Source organism: Vibrio sp. 947, assembly GCF_033339115.1.
Taxonomy (GTDB): domain Bacteria; phylum Pseudomonadota; class Gammaproteobacteria; order Enterobacterales; family Vibrionaceae; genus Vibrio; species Vibrio alginolyticus.
This window is the reverse complement of record NZ_JAWOTX010000019.1, coordinates 25,068-43,429: the sequence shown is the minus strand read 5'-3', so window position 1 is coordinate 43,429 and position 18,362 is coordinate 25,068. Positions and strand designations below refer to the sequence as shown.

Here is an 18,362-nt window from a genome sequence, read left to right as displayed (position 1 = left end):
CCCCAGCTATCAACTACTTGTCTTTAAGTGCTGTCCTATGTACCCGATTCGCACTTCATTGAAATGGATATCGAAGAATATCTGTACTGTTTTTGTAGGGTTGAAAGTTTCACCAATGGTTAAGTGCTTGGTGATTAGAACCTTGCTCCCATTAAAGGGAAACTCGCGCATTGAGCGGAGCTTAACATCTTGCACTGTTGTATTGCTCTCGTTTGCGCTGTAGTACGGCTCAAGTATCTCTTTTGATACTGCGTCAGGCTTTCCGCTTTTGATGCTATTGAAGTAGTCTGAGCAAATTAGGTTTAGGTACTTAAACACACGAGCTGGATTTTCGTAGTTGCATTTTGAAATTACCTTCTCGATATTGTCAGCGAAAGTTGCGTGAGGGTATAGTTCACGAATAGCAGTAACTACGTCATTGTATGAAGGGTTGCCATACATACACTGTTTTAGCGAATCGCTAATGGTAATAGAAGACTTTGATAATGCGCCTTGTAAGCGCTGTTCTAGATTTGAGATAAGCTCGTTCTTATCTGACAGGATGTCGTTTAGGCGCTGATTATCGGTATTAAGCTTTTCAATTGCGGTTTCAAGCTGCAAAACCTTTTGTGTATTTGCGTTTTTTAACGCCTCTAATTTCTCCCGTTCTACCATATCGGTTGCAGAAGCAGAATCTGACGAGACTGAATCTGAATCAGCGATGTTTTTCTGTGCTTCGAAGCATGAATCAATAGCTTCAAATGTTTGCTTTGTAAATGTGATTAGAGCTTCATGAATGTTCTTTTGAAGACTATCGACTTCAGCAATAACGCTTTGAGCTTCTGATAGCTTATTGTTATCAAAATGGCTTCTTGCAAGCTCTCTCCTGTCAGCTATTGCCTCAGATATGCGAATAAATTTTTTCTTCTGCTTGTAGGCGTTTTTAATCCCTCTTAAAATTGCGTACACTTTAATGAAGAGATGAGACGAATTTTCGTCATTGATCTCTATCTTGTACAATTCCTCGAATCTGCTTTCTAGATTGTCTAATGATGAGATAGCTTCATGTTTTAGATCGTCAGGCAAGTGTTCTGCGGAACTCCTGATACCAGGTAAATTCTTGGTGTTCAGCTCTTGGAAGAGCTTGAAGTAGTGTTTAATGATAGGCGAGTTAATAGACTCTATAGGTTTTTCATCGTGAGTAATGAAGTATCCAAACCTATGGATTTCAGGGATGTTACTAAGAACTCTATCAAGACTTTCAAAATATCCCATTTCACCATCGGAGACTACGCTATCAATCAAGAGTGCCGAATACATGGATAACGTGGAGAGTTTCCCTTTGCCTTCAAACATAGGGGAAAGCGTACCAATAATGATAAACCTTCTATAGATGTTGTTTATGATCGGAAGTAGGTGATTGCCACCAAATTTGCTAATCGTGTAACTGATAAATGCAGGAGAGTTAAAGATTCTGCATATTGGATATAAGGTTAATGCTATGAGATTATAGGCGGTGTTGAACGATTCACTTTGCTCGTTTTCGAAAATGCTTGCTGAGTTTTGACATAGCTGGTAAATGAATTCAAACATTTCCATAACGAAATGAGGTGAGGAAAGGTAATCGCTATCGTAACCACTACCTAGCTTATCAAGTTCGTTCTTTATGTTAGAGCTTTTTAGAATGTTAAGGCACTCTTCTGATAGCTCATATTTCTTATCAAAATCTAGTGAGTTTTTGAATGTTGGCATACCGAGAATTTTTGCTGCGGCATTAAAGACTCGATATTCAATGCAATTATTGAACGCGTAGATCCTGTCATCACCAACAAAAAGAGTTCCGTAGCCTACACACATCTTAACAAGAGCTTGAGGGTCTGACTTTGTTGCGTTATCACTTACCTTGTAATGCTTGCCAAGCATACGCTTAAGCTCGGACTTGTTTACGACTTTTGCTTTGACAAGGTAATCAGAGAAGGTAATTCCTGGCTCAATCTTTAACTCAGGGTAAATGCCAACTTGCATATCATCACAGCAATCAACAAATTCTTCATAACCCGCAATCATAGAGAGATAGTCTATGCTCATAGACTCTTGGAATTTGGAAAGGACGCGTTGTATTTTGTGCTTTTCAGACATTCCTTGAAGGTAGTCTAAAAAACCTTCTGCGATTTGAGATATTTCGAAATGCTGCTTATCCCCAAAAATTGAATCTAGAAAGCTAGTTGAAGTGGGTTCTAAGCTAAACCCCTGTTTTTCTTGCATGAAAAATCCTCCTTGTGGTCAGGAGGAATTATAGCATGTAAATACTTGATATGTCAGTTCAATTCAGAGGGGGTGATACCCCCTCGATATCAAGATTTTTAAGCTTTTCGGTTGCGACCGTTGCGACCTAAATAACCAGTACCGCGACGAGATGTGTTTTTCTTTGGTGCGCCACCGTGCTCTTTCAATTCAGTTAGAGTCTTGCCGAATGAGAATCCGCCAATAACACTATTTGAAGCGCATTCAACATCATCTAGTCCAACTAGGTCGATTTCGAAATCTTCACTCATAGCTTGTGATTCTTCTTGTTGCTTAACAACGCGAAGAGATGGTCGAGAAGCTTGACGATGACTGTGGTTATTTGGCTTACTTACGTGATTACCAAACAAGGCATCCAGACGCATTTCATTTTGGTCTACTACACTCAGGCTGTTTGCTTTAGTCAAAGCTTCTTGATCGAGCATTGATTCATCGTATTGTGCGTTCATATTCAGTGTTCCTTTTATATTGTTTAATGTGTGTGTGTTTTTTTGTTTTAGCTGAATTGTCTCAACCTTTAAAATCATTATACGAATTGCGTATGAAAAGTCAATAAGAAAATATATGTTTTTAAATAACAAATAAAAATCGCTTATTGAAGTTTGTGGCGTAGCCATTAAAAACCCGCAGTTAAGCGGGTATCTATCTACCAAATCACCTTCGATGGCTGAGACCAATCATCTTTGACTACAAACTTAAGACCAAGAGTAAGGGTCATTCTTCTTATCTTAGGGTCAATTAACTTGTTACATCGGTGAATAAAATACGGGTTTTTATTGTTCACAATAATGAAGCTTCTTTGTTGAGGTGGCACAAACCCATAAGATTCCACTTCTCCAATTTTAGAAAGATACATAGAATCCGAGCCTAAATTCTTTCCTATCTCAAGCTGACCACCAAGTTCAGGTTTCCACTTTTTGTGATCACTGAAATACGCAAGGATTAACGCGTCACCACCATCAGTACCATCCCAATGCCAAGGACAACCTTCACTCCCATTCCATAAGTCAGCGAACACAATTTGGAAGTTGTATAAACTTTGAAGCTCTTCAGTTTGATAGCTAAGCAGAAGCTTTTCGATAGACCCTTTTAGTTCTTCAGGGAAGTTTTTCTTAGCGTGAGCATTTAAAAGATCCCTAGTTTGAGAGCGGGTTAGGTTTTTGGGAATCTCTGATTCAGGAAGTTTTATATGCTCTGGGATCTCATTGTAAACCTTTGCTGGGTCTTGAACCCATTTTACTTCAGAGAGGGCTTTTTCAAACTCTTTGTAAAGGCAGTTATCCATTTTTAAAAAGGAGCCGCCTTTAAACCAGTATGAGTTAGAATCAAACACCCTGCCAGGTGTTAAATGTGTAATTTTACCGAATTCTTCTGTATTCATTTACATATCTCTTTTATTATTTGAACTAACACCAACAATTAGTGCTGTAAATTCGACATCATTCTGTTCTTTGGTTTCTTCTTTCAGGGTTTCAATAGCGTGATTAATCATGTCGCTCGTAAAACCTCTTCCAGCAAGATAAGCGTAATATTTTGACCGAGTTTTATAATCGATACTGTCACCTTTCCATTTTTTCCGTAATGCAGCTACAGCCAGATCAAAAAAATCATAGTCTGGATCTTGAAGTATCTCATCGATAAGTTCTTGATGATTAACCTTTTTCTCATGAATCAACGCAGATTTTATTTTGTTTGGTCCTTGTTTTTTATTATTAAAACAATTTCTTATGTAACTAGCAATAAATCTCTTATCATCGATGTAGTTATCATTTCTAAGTGAAGCCATGACAGTAGCAATCCATTCTTCATTATCTGTCTTATTCTGAAGCTTGGTAAGGATTTCATGCTCGCTCATATCTTTTCGTTGTAAGTGCCAGTATGCTGAATTGAACACGTTATCAATAGTTCGTGCTGGCTTTACCTTTCCTGCAAACATTTAGTCACTCCTTATTGCTAAGCAATAGTTTATTATTTAATATCGAAATAAAAAGTATACATGAAAGAGTTAATTATGGAAAAAGTTACTAAGAGCCTTATACAGCGTATTGAAGATGAAGGCAGAGTGCATATCAATGATGTATCAGATGATATGCAGGAAGAAGCTAAGTCACTATTAGATCTAGGCAAGATAGAAATTCGAAAATTCGATAGCGATATCTATGCTACAGCTTATGATATCGCTCAACCTTACTTTTGCTTTAAGAAAAAGAAATCGCAAACGATTGATTAAATCATTTAAATTACCTTAAGATTAAGTCAGATTAACAAAATCTTACATTATTTACTTGAGTTTTTATTGTTTTTATTATATATATTAAACATCAAAAGAAAAGAAGGTATTTTTTATGAAACAAGAAGCAACAATAGACAAAGTTTCGATTTCTGCGGAAGAGAAGGTTCTCAAGAACACGTATATGCTGTTGGGTATGAATTTACTAACCGCATCAGGTGTAGCATTTATCTCTATGTCTTCAGGTATTGGTGCAATACCTTGGTACTTCATGCTGCCAGTGTACTTCGTGTTGCTCTATTTGGTTGAGAAAAATGCAGATAGCGCTGCTGGTTTACCACTAACATTCGTATTTACAGGTTTCCTTGGATTAACTTTGGGTCCAATTTTGAACCAAGTAATGCAAATCTCGAATGGTAGTGAGATTATTACAACAGCATTAATGTCTACCGCGATCCTATTTGTGGTTCTTTCGGCTTGGACTATTAAGATGCGACTTAAAATGTCTAAGTTCGCAAGCTTCCTGGCTGTTGGTATGATTTCAGCATTTATCATGTCGATTATGAACGTGGTATTGTTCCAATCTTCTGTAATTTCAATGGTAATATCCACTGCGGTAATGTTCCTTTCAGGCGCAATTATCATGTGGCAAACATCTGAAATCATCAATGGTGGAGAAACAAACTATATCCGTGCAACAATCACATTGTTTGTTCAAATCTACAATATGTTCTTAAGCCTAATTCAGCTTTTGGGATTCTCAGACATCTTGAAAGATTAAACTGATAATAAAGAAAGCGGCATTGCGCCGCTTTTTTATATCATAAGGTTTGGGTACTTAAAAAGCCAGAATCAGATTCTGGCTTTTATGCTTTAAACAGAGAAGTCAAACTCGATTACATCCTTCTTTAGCTTCTCAGATAAAACAAAGTCCTTGTATACGGATACAAATTCTTGATGCTCATTCATATACATTTTCAGCTTAGAGATGGACTTCTCTTTAGCTTTTCCCTCATCCATATCTTTAATTTGAGAGATTGAATGTCGCAGGTTTGCTAGTCTATCGGAAAACTTAGTAGTTGCTGTAAGAGCTTTAATCAGTAGGTCTTTAAACTCTGTGAACTTGCGATATGTCAGTGTTTTGCGTTCTTTTCTCGTTGAACCATCTTCATCACTAAGAAGATCAACCGCATATGACTCAGTAATAGTAAATCGAGATAGTAAATCCTCAAGAGTTGTATCTGTATCTTCTCTCACATCATGCAAGTATGCAACGTTGACTAAACTATCAAGAAATATATGATCTTCGAAATACTCACGAATTATAGATGCAACCATTTCTAAATGATACTCATACGGGAGTGACCCATATCGTTGTTCTCCATGCTTTTCGACAGCATATGTCTTTGATGCCAATTCCATCTCTAATCCTTTTTATTATACTAATTAAAGTGGTATAATATAAAAAAATTAATAAAAGGTAAACGATAATGACTGACAATTTATTTGAGTCACTGAAGGCTATCTATTTGGAAGAAAAAAAGAAAAATCCAGAATACTTAAAAACGTTTATGGTTGACTTGGATGTCTATGATAAAGATCTTTTGTTAAATGATACCCAATATGGACAGCACTGGATTGCTATTTTAAAAGGTAGTGGTGCGGGAACCAATCTAAACCGCTGCAACTCTACAAGTACATCTCCTGAAAACCACACTAGAGAATGCGTTAAAGATTCCGCTGATAACTCGAAATTTTATCATATTGAGTGCAAGGGTCATAACACAGGGGAGATCACTGAGGTTACTAAGGAGCAGGCTCTAAGATTGTCTACGCAATTTGAAGATGCTCCAGGATACAGACCAAGAAGAATCTCTCTAAAACAACGACTCGAAGAAATGCTTGATCTAAGAACGCCATTTGATGAAAGTCCTAAATTTAGTGGTTTAAGCGGAACCCAGTTTGATAAATACGTTTGTAATGATAATGAGATTTCAGCATTTAAAATCTCTACTATACATGGTGCAGGTCAGGCAATTATTGAAGTAGCAAGAACAAAAGTTAATCCTGATAGCAGCACTAGAACTCTTCATGACGTATACCATGTTCCTATTGGTGTAAAAGGTATTGACGCTTTCGATAAACCAAAATACTTTAAGATGGAAATGAAAAAGTCTCCTTTCGCTGAGTTTACTGAGATTACGAAAAGAGTTTTTGATAATTCAGTTAAAAAGGTTAATGCGCAAAAAAGCAGAGAACTAACGTATTAGTAGAAGTTCGTTCTATGAGCCACATAGTGGCTCTTTTTTATACACTCATTTTTTAGTTCATGATATAATTATTATATAAATAAAAATAAAGGAATCGAAATAATGAACGATATTCAGATCTATAAAGCGATATCTGATGCCATAGGTAAAGTGATGGTCGAAGATGTGAATGAACTCATCACGATGTCTAGGTTCAAGAAAAGCAAAGATGTTCTTTCTGGAGCTACTGCTATTTGCATTAGAACTGAGAGAGCACTGGCAAAAATTGCTGTATGCCTTGTTGATTTAAAGTCCAATAAGACTGACTTAAATGATATATCAATAAAGGATATGTTCATGCAATTAGGTTCCTTAGAAAATTCTGTTAATAATGGAATTCACTCTCATTCAAAGGTATTCATCGACGCTGTTAAGTATCTTCCTAATGAACCAGTAAGTGATTTTTCTAAGTTACAGTTGATTAAAATACATAAAGCTTTGGATCAGTTTATTGATTCTGAATCTGATTCCGTACAGGCAAGGTTCGCAAGCCAAATAAAAGAACAAATTGAAAATTGCTCTCACCAAAATTTCAAGGAGTTATACAAACTCATTGAATTGGAGAATGAAATTTATGGTTATAACGCTAGCTATTCTGACGATAGTGAAGTAAGGATGAAAGAGGCTGGTGAATATAAGCAAAAAGGTGAAGTCTTAACACAGATCAAGCACCATATGATTAATCCTCGCTCTGTTTTCTTTAATAATCTAAGCGAACATTTAAAGACTCATAATGAGTGGATGGAACCAGCAATTGATAAAAGGGAATTCCCTAAAACGAAACTTAACCCTATAATTTTAGATGAGTTTTCTTATGAGAATGTTGATCCATCTTTCTTGATAAAAAACATTCCTAGTTTAACAAAACTACGAGGTTTTTGCTCAGAAAGCGAAAAAGATCTAGATAGCTTAATATCTTCATTTGTTGGTAAGAAGTATTCGACGTATTACGGTAAAGTCGAAGGGTTTCTTGGTGAAATTCCAAATGAAACGCGCTGGAAAGCCTGTAGAGCATTCGAAGATTATGCAAACGCCGCTGTTGTTCATGCGTTGTGTCTACAGCCAAGTGAATTAAAATCACAATTGACTGAAATTTCTAAAAAGTTTACTGATGAGGTTTCTGAGTTTATAGCGGTTGACGAAATATTCTTAGCCAAGCTAAAGAACTTTGAAGATTCAATTGTCAGCAAACGAGCTAGATACTCTACAGAAAAAACTTCAGAATCAACTTTAGTGATGTAGACTTTAAATTTTCAGCAATTATTAAAAGAGGGTTAACACGCCCTCTTTATATTTTCTATAAACAAACAAAATAAATTATTTAATGGAGTGTTCAGTCTTCAATTGTAAAAATTGATCTCGTACTTGTTCCTCGCTTATTTCTTTGTATCCCTTATTCCTATCTATTGAGGATCCTTTTGCAAACAAGCCGAAACATTTACCATCTGACCACATGCTTATGCCAACTCGATTTTCCCTGAGTTTGAGTTCAGATAAGTTGTCAGTTGTCTTACCGCACAATTCTGCATACATTCGCATTATTTCTATGTCTGAGGTATAGACCTTTGTATCAATATATTGCGGATTCATTTCTTGTCTCGTGACCTTTGAATATAGTGATTATTGAATTCACATCAAACATTTCTGTAATCTAGAGTTGAAAGTTAACATTACTTGATTAGCAATGGTGCAATTTTTGATTTTTTGTCACCATTGATATATTATTCCTTAAAAACAATTTAATTAATAATAATAAATAAAGAATAAGAAAATGAAATCAATAGCAAGATCCATATTTTGTGTGGGAATTGGAATTATCTCTTTCAATTCATACGCTCTTCAAAAACCCTTAGATATCATTGATTGCGAGTCAGGTCTATCTAATCACAAAGAATTCTACGGAAACCTAAAAGAACGATTAGACTACTGTAGTAACAATAAAGCTTCCACTATCGTTTGCGCTGAAGGATTGCGAGAGAATAGGCTTTTTGAAGGGAAAGCTGATAATGCTTTCCACTATTGTACGAATAACAGTCCTAAAAACATCTCTAAAGTTCAAATGTTGAGTAGGAACAATGCTGTTATCAGAACATATAAAGCAAGCTTTAATGAGGTTCATTCGGCAGTTGAAAAATTTGATGATAAAGAACTGGTTTGCGCAATCAAAAGTGCGAAAGATAAGTCTTTTAAAGGTTTGAGTTTTAAGCAGGCTTTAGAAAAATGTCGAAGTCTATTGTCAAAATAAACTGTTTATAAAATAGTATAACTGTGGGTTTCATGGGATTGTTTTTCAAATTTCATCTATCTAATGGTATAATATCCTGCGTACAAATAATAAAAGAGACCATTATGAATAATTTAAGAAATACAGATCCTGAAATCTTTTCTCAAATCAATAATGAACAAGAAAGACAAGAGCATCATATTGAACTTATAGCATCTGAAAACTATGCATCCAAAGCTTGCATGGAAGCTCAGGGGTCATGCTTAACAAATAAATATGCTGAGGGATATTCTGGCAAGCGTTATTACGGAGGGTGTGAGTTCGTTGATAATATCGAATCATTAGCCGTGCAAAGAGCCATGAAGCTTTTTGATGCAACATACGCTAACGTTCAACCTCACTCAGGTTCTCAAGCCAACGCCGCTGTATATCAAGCTATTTTACGCCCTGGCGATACGGTTTTAGGAATGAAACTTGATCATGGTGGTCATCTAACACATGGTTCTGCCGTTAATTTCTCAGGTAAGAATTACAACTTTATTGGTTATGGTTTAAATGATGATGGATTCATTGATTACTCGGAAGTAAGAAAGCTAGCAGTCCAGCATAAGCCTAAGCTCATCGTTGCAGGTTTTTCTGCATATTCAAAGATCGCAAATTGGACTGAATTTAGAAATATCGCTGACGAAGTTGACGCTTTGCTTATGGTTGACATGGCTCATGTTGCGGGACTCGTAGCTGCTGGATTGTATCCGAACCCACTCGATGTAGCTGACGTTGTAACATCAACAACGCACAAAACACTAGGCGGTCCAAGAGGGGGCTTGATTCTTGCGAGAAATAATCAAGACATCGGTAAAAAAATAAATTCTGCAATTTTCCCTGGTATTCAAGGCGGTCCTTTGATGCATGTCATTGCCGCTAAAGCTGTAGCCTTCAAAGAAGCTATGAGCGAAGAATTCACTACCTATCAGTCTAACGTATTGAATAATGCACAAAGACTCTCTAGAAAGCTCTCAGAGCGTGGATATAAAATTGTCTCGAATGGCACAGAGTCTCATATGTTTTTGGTTGATTTACAGAACAAAGAACTTACAGGGAAAGAAGCTGAGCACCTTCTTGGTTTAGCGAACATCACACTAAATAAAAACTCAGTGCCTAACGATCCCCAGTCTCCATTTGTAACATCTGGACTTAGGATTGGTGTGCCTGCCGTAACGAGACGCGGTTTTGGTCTAGATGAAATGGATGTGATAGGCGATGGAATTGCAGATATTTTGGATAGTAAGGGTGATGAAAGTGTCATTCTTAAGGTGAAAGAAAAAATGCTAAATATTTGTAGGCAATATCCAGTGTATTGATACTCGATACTGCACAAATATTAATGTCCCAATGAGATAAGATTTCATTGATTCTAGTTATAGAAAGGCACCACTTTCCCATGTGGTGCCTTAAAATTAACTAAGCTTCAGCTCTTGTTTACTTCCCTCTGGCGAGTGCTAATAGTCTATACCCTGATATAATGAGCATAATACCTGATGTGATAGCCCAGACCATGTTAGTTTCGCCTTGGGAAAGAGAGAAGAAATTATATTTAAGAAGTGAATCTTCTTTGATTGATTCAGGATTGCAAATCCCATAAACAACACTAACGAAAACATGCGCGAAAATACTGAATGAAAGAGCTACAACTAAACAATATGTTATTGAGTTTTCGATATTTTTACATTTAGTCATCTTCACTCTCATCTTCCCTGAACTATAAATCACGAATGATTGAGCAAGCGCCAAATGGCATATCTTCAATAACCACAATCTCAATACTTTTCTCAATTGCGATTTGAACCAGATGTGCAGTATCCACATGTTGCATGTCTTTAACCATTAAAAGATCTGGTGTCCGACGAAGCATAATGCGTGTAGCCTCAGCGATACCAGGCTTAACTCGATTAATGTTCGATACCGAGTATTCAGTCATGATGGTATTCATAAACTTTTTAGTAACCAGTTGACGTTCTTCTTTTGAAACAACAACATCATCACAAACTGAATGTACATCCATAAGCTTATTAATTTCATCAATAAACCAATTTGAGAGATCGTGCTCTGCTAAGTGTCGATAGACAACGCATCCATGAAATCCACCAGTAGCAAGGATCTCATCATTTAAAACAGAGCGAGACAGTAGACCAGACACAGTTGAGTTCATCAATGCTGAAGGCATTGTGTAATCATCGTAAGTTGCTGTTACATCAGCAGTACCACCAATATCACTAATCACAAAAAGCTCTTTCGGAATATTGGTTCCTTTCAATGCATTGTATTTCTCTACAGCTTGGTGAAGCTCTTTGGTAATAACACCTTTCGCAGTCCAGCCATCGATAAAGACCGCAGCACCATCGTCATAATTCTGAACAATGTAGTCTAAAGCTGCTTCATCAATGCCTTTATCTCTAATGATTGAAATACTGTAATGAACAGAAGATACTTGAAGCTTATCAAGTGCTCTTTTCAGGAGAACGCCAATTGGTGTACCTGCTCGTGCTAAAGATAGTAATACGATAGGATTATCTACCGTACCGTATGTTGAACGATTGGAAACAATTTTTTTAGCTAAAGACATAACTTCTGTCGCTAATCGCCCCTTATGCTTTTCCATCATCTCATAGAAAAGATTACTGTATTCTTCAGTGGGAGGTGATTCATTACCTACCTTCTCGGAGTAATGGACAATACCTGATTGAACTTTACTTTCTCTTTGTTCAGCCGTTTCAAACTTGACTTGTACTTCTTGCATTAAAAATAAGCAATCACTCTCTTTGTAAGAACCTTGCATTGGTTTGTTCATGTTCTATCCTAAATTTTTTCTTTTTACAATTTGGCTGTTTTTCGGAATCATCAAAAAATCACATTGATTCATGAATGGTAAGTCGCTGAGAGAATCACCAAGACCAAATACCAGGTCACTGCTTGTGATTCCAAGCTTTTTATAAATAAACTCTACTGCTTTCGCCTTGCTGGTGTACGGAGGTAAAATGTCAAATGTTCTGTCATTCCAATGAATGGCGAACTCATCAAATTCTCTGTTTGAGTTAACAAAACTATGAAAATGATAGAATAGCTTTTCTAGCTTACTTGAGTCTTTTGATTCGACTTTCAAATTAAAGTAGCAGGGATAACCGTAGTTTTCCTTCACGCCAAACATAGTTGGCTGAATATTAATCTCATTAACTAATGTTCGAACTAGATCTACAAGCTGTTGAAACTTTTCATTATGAATACTAATTTGATCTTCCAAGTATTCTTTCCATTCAGGATCAATAGCGCCATTCGGCGCAAGAACGATTGCTCCATGACATATTGCTTTGTATGAGTCAAAATCCATTGAAACACGATTAAAACTATTAACGGTTCTTGCGGTTACTGGGATCAGAGTGCCGTTTTTCTTGATAAGATCAATAAACTGTTGCTGAGCAGGAGTGCTAAAACCTTGCATGTCGCCATTTTCTTTAAATGAAACGAGTTTACAGTTTTCAGTATCAACGCTACACTTATGCGCAGACTGAAAGAGTGAATCATCTAAGTCACTAAAACAATAAATCATACTTACCTTTATTTATTTGATTATTAAGATTTTCATGAATTATATGTTTTTTTGGTTCGCTGTCAATGAAAAGATGGAAGGCATGAGTTTTAATGATTAAGTATATAGAAAATACAAGAAAAGAAGTGATTAAGAATGATCATATTCTAAGTTTTGTGTCTGGACTTTTGGGATTGGGTTTGAGTGCTATCACTATGTGCTCAATTCTTCATTCATTCGAAAAATCAACACTATTGATTGAAGCGTTGGCGTTTTTGGGGTTGTCTTCAATCACAATCTTAAGTGCTGGTGTGACTCTTAACGGAATTAGAGGATTAGCAGAAAAGCATTTAAATATTAAAGCTAATAAAAAGTTACCTTGATATGAATGCGTATGATATTGAGATTAGAACCCGAATGAAGTAAGATATCGGCTCTCAACCTATTATGGATGCTTATTCCATCATGTCAGCATTTTAAAAATGGTGGGTAGGAGAGGGATCGAACCTCCAAGGTCTGAGACACTGGATTTACAGTTGATTAAATATAAAACAAACGCAACATTGCCCTATTGACGATGTTGAGTTTGTTGCGATGCGATTTTCACCTCACTTAGCCGAGGTGTTTTTTTATGTGGGTATCCACAACAAAACTCGCAAAGATTGAAGGTGTTACGACACAGACAATCAGGCGAAGAATAGAAAGCGACTTTTACGACAAAGTTAAGCAAACCGATGGCGGTCACTACCGCATTTTTATTACCCAACAACGGAGGATATGCTATGCGAGAGTTAGCTCAAGCAAACAAAAGTCTAGTATTGACACGCAAAAGCGTATCCTGCTCGAAAGGTATCCTGACGCAGAATTTATCAGTGACGTTGCCAGTGCTTTCAACTTTAAACGAAAAGGACTGCAAACCATTTTGGAATCAGCAATGCTCGGACATTCAGTCCACATTGTGGTTGCCACAAAAGACCGACTCGCAAGATCTGGTTTCGAGCTTATCAAATGGCTTGTTGAACTATCAGGTGGACGAATCGAGATCTTGGATGACTCGAATAACACCACTGAATCATTCGACACCGCAGAACTTATCGGTTTTATTACCTCGTTCTGCAATAGCCACTACGGAAAGCGATCTACTGAAAGGCGCAAAAGTAATAGCATCGAAAAAGATTAGATTCTATCCAGAGAATGAATCGGCTTACTTTGATGCTTTAGCGCTATACCGCCGCTCGTACAACCTGGCAGTTGAGCGATTCCGAAACGATGATTATAAGGACGAGAACGGCAAATTCATCAATATGCGCCCTGCAATCAAGGCGCAAGTTGAACAAGAGCAAAAAGAGTCTGGTAGAGCTTACAACTCCTTGGTGTCAGATAACGGTACACTTGCTGCTGCCACAACATTTAAATCGGTATGCAGCAAAAACAAGAAACTGAAAGGCGCTAAGTCTGGCTTTAGCGAGATCAGTTTTAAGAGTCGTAAAGGTTCAAAACATTCTTTCAGTATCGACCGTTTACCTAAAGGCTTAAATCCTTGCGTTAAAGCTCTAGGAAAGATTCATTTAACCGAAAGTGTACCAAGTGAAGCAATTGGGAAAAGTTGCATTATCACTTGTGATAAAGGGCGTTGGTTCATTCAAGTGCAGCAACATATTGAGCTTCAAACCGAGATCCAAGGAGAAGTTAAGTGTGTTGGTGTCGATCAGGGTGTCCGAACGTTTGCAACTTGCTTTAGTAAAGATGATGCGCTGGTTGTTGGCGATAACTTTGCCAAAGAAAAGCTATTCCCGCTAATGAAGCGAGTAGACAAGTTAATTGGTCAAAAGCAGAAAGTCTTGAACACCCAGAAAGGCGTTAAGTTCACAGACATGCCGCAGTGGGCTAGAGATCGCATTATCTACTTTGACCGCGAGATTAACCGTTTAAAGTGCAAGAAAGATGATCTTATCTTGGACTTGCACAACCGCTTGGCTCATGAGCTTGTATCTAACTATGATGTCATCTTTTTGCCGTCATTCGAGACAAGGAGGATGGTTACGCGAAAGGATAAAAAGATCCGAACAATCCGCCGTAATACTTGCCGTCAGATGCTTGATTTAAACCATTACGGTTTTAAGTTGCGCTTGAAATGGTATGCAAAAAAGTACGGTAAACAAGTGGTAGATTGTAACGAATCACATACATCAAAGACTCGGTCTTGGGATGGAATAATTGATAAAAAACTAGGTTCATCAAAAATTATTAAAGGCGATGGCTTCACCGTTGACCGTGACATCAACGGTGCGAGAAATATATTGCTTAAGCATTTAACAAGGTAGCTTGTACCTTAGTCATAACAGCGAATATTGCGTTCGTTGCGATTTAAATCAAGAGTCCAGGGCGCTTCCACTTACGCGCTACCTACCCTTAATTAGCGGGATTTATGATTTATCCAACTATTTAATTTGGTAGAGGATAAGGGACTCGAACCCTTGGGACGCTGTTAACATCCTACAGTTTTCAAGACTGTTGCTTTCGCCGCTCAGCCAATCCTCTATTATATTCTGAAGAACACTCTTGAATGCTCTTTAGAATTTGGTGCTGACACTGGGGGTCGAACCCAGACACCTTACGGTAAGAGATTTTGAATCTCTCGCGCCTACCAATTACGCCATGTCAGCATGGTGGTTGAGGAAGGATTCGAACCTTCGAACTCCAATGGGAGATCTGATTTACAGTCAGAGGCGTTTAGCCACTTCGCTACTCAACCAATTTGTTTTGGTGCATCTAACCAGAGTCGAACTGGTACGGTGTTTCCACCAGTAGGATCTAAACCTACCGCGCCTACCTATTACGCCATAGATGCAAGTTTGGCGGAGAGAGCGGGGTTCGAACCCGCGAGGCGCATTCTCTGCGCCTGCTAGCTTTCCAAGCTAGTGCATTCAGCCGCTCTGCCATCTCTCCAGTGTAAATGGGGTGATAGAAGGGAATCGAACCCTCGACTTCCTGAATCACAATCAGGGACTCTAACCAACTGAGTTACTATCACCAGTATTCTGGTGGGTGTACAAGGAATCGAACCTTGCTGGTGGCTTTCGCGCACAGTGGGGTTACAGCCCACTCACGATCCATACGTGACTACACACCCGAAATTTGGTGCTTCTAACCAGAGTCGAACTGGTACGGTGTTTCCACCAGCAGGCTCTCAACCTACCGCGCCTACCTATTACGCCATAGAAGCAGATATGGGGTGACGGACGAGACTTGAACTCGCGACCTTCTGGTTCACAGCCAGAAATTCTAACCACTGAACTACCGTCACCATAATTTGGCAGAGGATAAGGGACTCGAACCCTTGGGACGCTGTTAACATCCTACAGTTTTCAAGACTGTTGCTTTCGCCGCTCAGCCAATCCTCTATTATATTCTGAAGAACACTCTTGAATGCTCTTTAGAATTTGGTGCTGACACTGGGGGTCGAACCCAGACACCTTACGGTAAGAGATTTTGAATCTCTCGCGCCTACCAATTACGCCATGTCAGCATGGTGGTTGAGGAAGGATTCGAACCTTCGAACTCCAATGGGAGATCTGATTTACAGTCAGAGGCGTTTAGCCACTTCGCTACTCAACCAATTTGTTTTGGTGCATCTAACCAGACTCGAACTGGTACAGTGTTTCCACTAGCAGGTTCTGAGCCTGCCGCGCCTACCTATTACGCCATAGATGCAAATTTGGCGGAGAGTGAGGGGGTCGAACCCTCGCTGCACTATTAGTACAGTCTCCCTTAGCAGGGGAGTGCATTCAGCCGCTCTGCCAACTCTCCAAATTTTGGGTGATAGAGGGAATTGCGCTCTCAACCACTATCACCAATATTCTGGTGGATGTACAAGGAATCGAACCTTGCTGGTGGCTTTCGCACACAGTGGGGTTACAGCCCACTCACGATCCATACGTGACTACACATCCAATATATTAAAGAATATAAAAAACATTCCTATTTAAAATGGTGCTCATATCGAGACTCGAACTCGAACGATTTTTCAATCAAGGGATTTTAAATCCCCCGCGCCTACCAATTACGCCATATGAGCAAATTTGGCGGAGAGTGAGAGGTTCGAACTCTCGGATCACTATTAATGACCTACAGTTTTCAAGACTGCTGCAATCAACCGCTCTGCCAACTCTCCAGATTTACTTGGTGCTCTTGCCCAGATTTGAACTGGGACAGTGTTTCCACTAGAAGGCTCTCAACCTTCCGCGCCTACCAATTACGCCACAAGAGCATGTTTTGAAAATCAACTAGTTTTTAATTGACTTTAAAAACACTAAGGGGGCTTCCGTAGAAGCCCCCTTATAGACATATCGCAGATCATAGATACGATAGGTCTGGAAGCTTCTAGTTACATTGCTTCCAGGTATACGTATCTGGTCACAATGCTACGTAGATAGCAGTGAATAACTTAGTGAATAATGTAAATGCGATAAGTAAGACATAATTAAACCGTATAAAATTAAATTTAAAACAAACCAAAACGAAAAGGGGAGACTACTTATAGTCTCCCCGATATAGATTGAACTTATAGATTCAGTCTATAGATTTACAGAAATGAAAACTCATACTTCTGCCAGGGAGCGTGTGCTGAACCTGACAGGTGCAACACAACCTAGTTATAAAGCGATAGATAACTTAGATGTAAGTATGAATGTAACATTTTCATTTCCTCAAAAACTTATTTAAAAACGCATCGGAATCTGTTCCCGTGCTTCGATGATTAAAATATAAAACTAAACTTAATCTTCGTCAACCCATAAATCGAAAAAAAACTAAACTTTTTAATGAAAACTTTTACTTTCATCTGTCGAGTATAGAAAATTCCATAGATTAATCAATGAGATACGCTTGCAATCAAGAAGTTTGTTTTTTTCAAATATTTTTTCTTTTTGTTCTTTTAGTGTCCCTTCAAAACATAACTTAGGTAATTCACCAACAAGTTTTGTGACAGTTGCTAATGAACCTAAGAAGTCTTCACCATCAATAGTTAATGTAGAAACATCAATACCTAAATCTTCAGAACTATTGATTATCCTCTGAGCGTTATTGTAGAACCAGGTTGAAAACACCATGAACTTAGTCACCTGATGTATAAACTCGGCATCAATATCTTTTTCAGCGCACTCTACAAGAGTTAGTGTAGTAGGATCCAAGTCGATTTCTAATGTTGACGCGTTTTCATCTGATTTTTGGCAAAATGCTGAAGCAAAGTTGATGATGGTGAAGGTATAAAGATGACTACATGCTTTAAATGAATTGATATTATGGTCTAGCAATATCTTAATTGAGTCACCTAAATACCCAAGTGAAGACTCAACCTTAGCGCAAGCAATAGCAACATCAATATCTTTAGTGTTTCGGTGTTTGCGCACTAACGGTAAAGCTTCTCTTGTTAGTTTCTTCTCTAGATAGTTAGAAACAGTAACATCAATACAGTATGGGTCTCCATCTTCACACCCCTTTTCCAACAGAGTTAGTATCGCTTGACCAACATTAAGATTTTTCAAGCTTTTAAGGTGGCTGTAATCATCTGGCTCAAAATGACTTGAAGACAAATTTGTTAGTAAATATTCAATTGTAGTGTTATGGGAAAAATTGTTTAAAATCGTAACCGTGTTCTTATAATTCATGGACTTTATTCTTTATTTGCATTCGTTAAATGCATATAATATTTAACAATCAAAAGAAAATAAA

The 18,362-nt window shown here is 37.9% G+C and carries 18 protein-coding genes and 18 tRNA genes; 10 read left to right on the top strand and 26 right to left on the bottom strand.

Going from position 1 to position 18,362, the window contains the following annotated elements:
• Positions 1-9: 9 nt before the first annotated feature.
• From R7Q39_RS20750 to R7Q39_RS20735, 4 genes are all read right to left on the bottom strand, one after another.
• The gene (locus R7Q39_RS20750; protein ID WP_318076751.1) at positions 10-2,244 is read right to left on the bottom strand and encodes a hypothetical protein; all 2,235 of its coding nucleotides are present in this window, start codon (positions 2,242-2,244) and stop codon (positions 10-12) included.
• Between the two features lie 98 nt (positions 2,245-2,342).
• Positions 2,343-2,732 carry a hypothetical protein gene (locus R7Q39_RS20745; protein WP_318076750.1) on the bottom strand — a complete coding sequence of 130 codons (390 nt, stop codon included), beginning with the start codon at positions 2,730-2,732 and terminating at the stop codon, positions 2,343-2,345.
• Positions 2,733-2,929: 197 nt separating this feature from the next.
• The gene (locus R7Q39_RS20740) at positions 2,930-3,664 is read right to left on the bottom strand and encodes a hypothetical protein (protein ID WP_045595381.1); all 735 of its coding nucleotides are present in this window, start codon (positions 3,662-3,664) and stop codon (positions 2,930-2,932) included.
• Positions 3,665-4,219: a regulatory protein RecX gene (locus tag R7Q39_RS20735; protein ID WP_318076749.1), complete on the bottom strand. Its 555-nt coding sequence runs from the start codon at positions 4,217-4,219 to the stop codon at positions 3,665-3,667. It lies immediately after the preceding gene.
• A 60-nt stretch (positions 4,220-4,279) separates the two neighbouring features.
• On the opposite strand from R7Q39_RS20735, the gene R7Q39_RS20730 reads away from it, so the two are divergent.
• Together R7Q39_RS20730 and R7Q39_RS20725 are read left to right on the top strand one after the other, a co-directional pair.
• Positions 4,280-4,513 carry a hypothetical protein gene (locus R7Q39_RS20730; RefSeq protein WP_318076748.1) on the top strand — a complete coding sequence of 78 codons (234 nt, stop codon included), beginning with the start codon at positions 4,280-4,282 and terminating at the stop codon, positions 4,511-4,513.
• A gap of 115 nt (positions 4,514-4,628) precedes the next feature.
• Entirely contained in the window at positions 4,629-5,294 is a 666-nt protein-coding gene (locus tag R7Q39_RS20725; protein ID WP_318076747.1) for a Bax inhibitor-1 family protein, read from the top strand.
• Between the two features lie 92 nt (positions 5,295-5,386).
• On the opposite strand, the gene R7Q39_RS20720 is transcribed toward R7Q39_RS20725, so the two are convergent.
• Positions 5,387-5,935, bottom strand: a complete 549-nt coding sequence (locus R7Q39_RS20720) for a hypothetical protein (protein WP_318076746.1) — start codon at positions 5,933-5,935, stop codon at positions 5,387-5,389.
• Positions 5,936-6,003: 68 nt separating this feature from the next.
• Here R7Q39_RS20720 and R7Q39_RS20715 point away from each other — a divergent pair, with 68 nt between their 5' ends.
• From R7Q39_RS20715 to glyA, 4 genes are all read left to right on the top strand, one after another.
• Entirely contained in the window at positions 6,004-6,783 is a 780-nt protein-coding gene (locus R7Q39_RS20715; RefSeq protein ID WP_318076745.1) for a hypothetical protein, read from the top strand.
• 102 nt (positions 6,784-6,885) lie between these two features.
• A complete protein-coding gene (locus R7Q39_RS20710; RefSeq protein WP_318076744.1) occupies positions 6,886-8,064 on the top strand; it encodes a hypothetical protein in 1,179 nt (392 codons plus the stop codon).
• Between the two features lie 529 nt (positions 8,065-8,593).
• Positions 8,594-9,067, top strand: a complete 474-nt coding sequence (locus R7Q39_RS20705) for a hypothetical protein (RefSeq protein ID WP_045595376.1) — start codon at positions 8,594-8,596, stop codon at positions 9,065-9,067.
• Positions 9,068-9,171: 104 nt separating this feature from the next.
• On the top strand, positions 9,172-10,407 hold the full coding sequence (gene glyA / locus R7Q39_RS20700) for a serine hydroxymethyltransferase (RefSeq protein WP_411977341.1): 1,236 nt from the start codon (positions 9,172-9,174) through the stop codon (positions 10,405-10,407).
• A gap of 398 nt (positions 10,408-10,805) precedes the next feature.
• On the opposite strand, the gene R7Q39_RS20695 is transcribed toward glyA, so the two are convergent.
• Both R7Q39_RS20695 and R7Q39_RS20690 read right to left on the bottom strand, forming a co-directional pair.
• A complete protein-coding gene (locus R7Q39_RS20695; protein WP_318076743.1) occupies positions 10,806-11,894 on the bottom strand; it encodes a cysteine protease StiP family protein in 1,089 nt (362 codons plus the stop codon).
• Between the two features lie 3 nt (positions 11,895-11,897).
• Positions 11,898-12,650 (bottom strand): HAD hydrolase family protein, encoded by a 753-nt coding sequence (locus R7Q39_RS20690; RefSeq protein WP_020331842.1) that lies wholly within the window; start codon positions 12,648-12,650, stop codon positions 11,898-11,900.
• 92 nt (positions 12,651-12,742) lie between these two features.
• Between R7Q39_RS20690 and R7Q39_RS20685 the strand changes: the two genes are divergently transcribed.
• The 3 genes from R7Q39_RS20685 (at position 12,743) to R7Q39_RS20675 (ending at position 14,953) form a co-directional block, all read left to right on the top strand.
• The gene (locus R7Q39_RS20685; protein WP_045595371.1) at positions 12,743-13,012 is read left to right on the top strand and encodes a hypothetical protein; all 270 of its coding nucleotides are present in this window, start codon (positions 12,743-12,745) and stop codon (positions 13,010-13,012) included.
• 248 nt (positions 13,013-13,260) lie between these two features.
• Entirely contained in the window at positions 13,261-13,809 is a 549-nt protein-coding gene (locus R7Q39_RS20680) for a recombinase family protein (RefSeq protein WP_051141212.1), read from the top strand.
• A complete protein-coding gene (locus R7Q39_RS20675; RefSeq protein ID WP_318076794.1) occupies positions 13,697-14,953 on the top strand; it encodes a transposase in 1,257 nt (418 codons plus the stop codon). Before R7Q39_RS20680 ends, R7Q39_RS20675 begins: the two co-directional genes overlap by 113 nt.
• A 127-nt stretch (positions 14,954-15,080) precedes the next feature.
• On the opposite strand, the gene R7Q39_RS20670 is transcribed toward R7Q39_RS20675, so the two are convergent.
• The 18 genes from R7Q39_RS20670 to R7Q39_RS20585 form a co-directional block, all read right to left on the bottom strand.
• A tRNA-Ser gene (locus R7Q39_RS20670) sits at positions 15,081-15,170 on the bottom strand.
• A gap of 40 nt (positions 15,171-15,210) precedes the next feature.
• Positions 15,211-15,295: transfer RNA gene (locus R7Q39_RS20665), tRNA-Leu, on the bottom strand.
• Position 15,296: 1 nt separating this feature from the next.
• Positions 15,297-15,384: transfer RNA gene (locus tag R7Q39_RS20660), tRNA-Tyr, on the bottom strand.
• A gap of 9 nt (positions 15,385-15,393) precedes the next feature.
• A tRNA-Leu gene (locus R7Q39_RS20655) sits at positions 15,394-15,480 on the bottom strand.
• A gap of 5 nt (positions 15,481-15,485) precedes the next feature.
• Positions 15,486-15,578 (bottom strand) — tRNA-Ser (locus R7Q39_RS20650).
• 8 nt (positions 15,579-15,586) lie between these two features.
• A tRNA-His gene (locus R7Q39_RS20645) sits at positions 15,587-15,663 on the bottom strand.
• A gap of 8 nt (positions 15,664-15,671) precedes the next feature.
• Positions 15,672-15,762 (bottom strand) — tRNA-Tyr (locus R7Q39_RS20640).
• Between the two features lie 6 nt (positions 15,763-15,768).
• Positions 15,769-15,855: transfer RNA gene (locus R7Q39_RS20635), tRNA-Leu, on the bottom strand.
• Positions 15,856-15,860: 5 nt separating this feature from the next.
• A tRNA-His gene (locus tag R7Q39_RS20630) sits at positions 15,861-15,936 on the bottom strand.
• Positions 15,937-15,943: 7 nt separating this feature from the next.
• Positions 15,944-16,033: transfer RNA gene (locus R7Q39_RS20625), tRNA-Ser, on the bottom strand.
• Positions 16,034-16,073: 40 nt separating this feature from the next.
• A tRNA-Leu gene (locus R7Q39_RS20620) sits at positions 16,074-16,158 on the bottom strand.
• A 1-nt stretch (position 16,159) separates the two neighbouring features.
• Positions 16,160-16,247, bottom strand: a tRNA-Tyr gene (locus tag R7Q39_RS20615).
• 9 nt (positions 16,248-16,256) lie between these two features.
• Positions 16,257-16,343 (bottom strand) — tRNA-Leu (locus tag R7Q39_RS20610).
• A 5-nt stretch (positions 16,344-16,348) separates the two neighbouring features.
• Positions 16,349-16,439, bottom strand: a tRNA-Ser gene (locus R7Q39_RS20605).
• A 52-nt stretch (positions 16,440-16,491) separates the two neighbouring features.
• A tRNA-Tyr gene (locus R7Q39_RS20600) sits at positions 16,492-16,582 on the bottom strand.
• Positions 16,583-16,620: 38 nt separating this feature from the next.
• Positions 16,621-16,707 (bottom strand) — tRNA-Leu (locus R7Q39_RS20595).
• Between the two features lie 5 nt (positions 16,708-16,712).
• Positions 16,713-16,803 (bottom strand) — tRNA-Ser (locus R7Q39_RS20590).
• 9 nt (positions 16,804-16,812) lie between these two features.
• Positions 16,813-16,899 (bottom strand) — tRNA-Leu (locus R7Q39_RS20585).
• A 323-nt stretch (positions 16,900-17,222) separates the two neighbouring features.
• On the opposite strand from R7Q39_RS20585, the gene R7Q39_RS20580 reads away from it, so the two are divergent.
• Positions 17,223-17,354 (top strand): hypothetical protein, encoded by a 132-nt coding sequence (locus R7Q39_RS20580; RefSeq protein ID WP_258636185.1) that lies wholly within the window; start codon positions 17,223-17,225, stop codon positions 17,352-17,354.
• Positions 17,355-17,449: 95 nt separating this feature from the next.
• Here the strand turns inward: R7Q39_RS20580 and R7Q39_RS20575 are convergent, their stop codons facing one another.
• Positions 17,450-18,298: a hypothetical protein gene (locus R7Q39_RS20575; RefSeq protein ID WP_318076742.1), complete on the bottom strand. Its 849-nt coding sequence runs from the start codon at positions 18,296-18,298 to the stop codon at positions 17,450-17,452.
• Positions 18,299-18,362 lie beyond the last annotated feature (64 nt).

What these genes read in the sequence shown, in the direction of transcription:
- R7Q39_RS20750 (WP_318076751.1), bottom strand. Translation starts at nt 2,244, where the DNA reads ATGCAAGAAAAACAGGGGTTTAGCTTAGAACCCACTTCAACTAGCTTT.
- R7Q39_RS20745 (WP_318076750.1), bottom strand. Translation starts at nt 2,732, where the DNA reads ATGAACGCACAATACGATGAATCAATGCTCGATCAAGAAGCTTTGACT.
- R7Q39_RS20740 (WP_045595381.1), bottom strand. Translation starts at nt 3,664, where the DNA reads ATGAATACAGAAGAATTCGGTAAAATTACACATTTAACACCTGGCAGG.
- R7Q39_RS20735 (WP_318076749.1), bottom strand. Translation starts at nt 4,219, where the DNA reads ATGTTTGCAGGAAAGGTAAAGCCAGCACGAACTATTGATAACGTGTTC.
- R7Q39_RS20730 (WP_318076748.1), top strand. Translation starts at nt 4,280, where the DNA reads ATGAAAGAGTTAATTATGGAAAAAGTTACTAAGAGCCTTATACAGCGT.
- R7Q39_RS20725 (WP_318076747.1), top strand. Translation starts at nt 4,629, where the DNA reads ATGAAACAAGAAGCAACAATAGACAAAGTTTCGATTTCTGCGGAAGAG.
- R7Q39_RS20720 (WP_318076746.1), bottom strand. Translation starts at nt 5,935, where the DNA reads ATGGAATTGGCATCAAAGACATATGCTGTCGAAAAGCATGGAGAACAA.
- R7Q39_RS20715 (WP_318076745.1), top strand. Translation starts at nt 6,004, where the DNA reads ATGACTGACAATTTATTTGAGTCACTGAAGGCTATCTATTTGGAAGAA.
- R7Q39_RS20710 (WP_318076744.1), top strand. Translation starts at nt 6,886, where the DNA reads ATGAACGATATTCAGATCTATAAAGCGATATCTGATGCCATAGGTAAA.
- R7Q39_RS20705 (WP_045595376.1), top strand. Translation starts at nt 8,594, where the DNA reads ATGAAATCAATAGCAAGATCCATATTTTGTGTGGGAATTGGAATTATC.
- glyA (WP_411977341.1), top strand. Translation starts at nt 9,172, where the DNA reads ATGAATAATTTAAGAAATACAGATCCTGAAATCTTTTCTCAAATCAAT.
- R7Q39_RS20695 (WP_318076743.1), bottom strand. Translation starts at nt 11,894, where the DNA reads ATGAACAAACCAATGCAAGGTTCTTACAAAGAGAGTGATTGCTTATTT.
- R7Q39_RS20690 (WP_020331842.1), bottom strand. Translation starts at nt 12,650, where the DNA reads ATGATTTATTGTTTTAGTGACTTAGATGATTCACTCTTTCAGTCTGCG.
- R7Q39_RS20685 (WP_045595371.1), top strand. Translation starts at nt 12,743, where the DNA reads ATGATTAAGTATATAGAAAATACAAGAAAAGAAGTGATTAAGAATGAT.
- R7Q39_RS20680 (WP_051141212.1), top strand. Translation starts at nt 13,261, where the DNA reads ATGTGGGTATCCACAACAAAACTCGCAAAGATTGAAGGTGTTACGACA.
- R7Q39_RS20580 (WP_258636185.1), top strand. Translation starts at nt 17,223, where the DNA reads ATGAAAACTCATACTTCTGCCAGGGAGCGTGTGCTGAACCTGACAGGT.
- R7Q39_RS20575 (WP_318076742.1), bottom strand. Translation starts at nt 18,298, where the DNA reads ATGAATTATAAGAACACGGTTACGATTTTAAACAATTTTTCCCATAAC.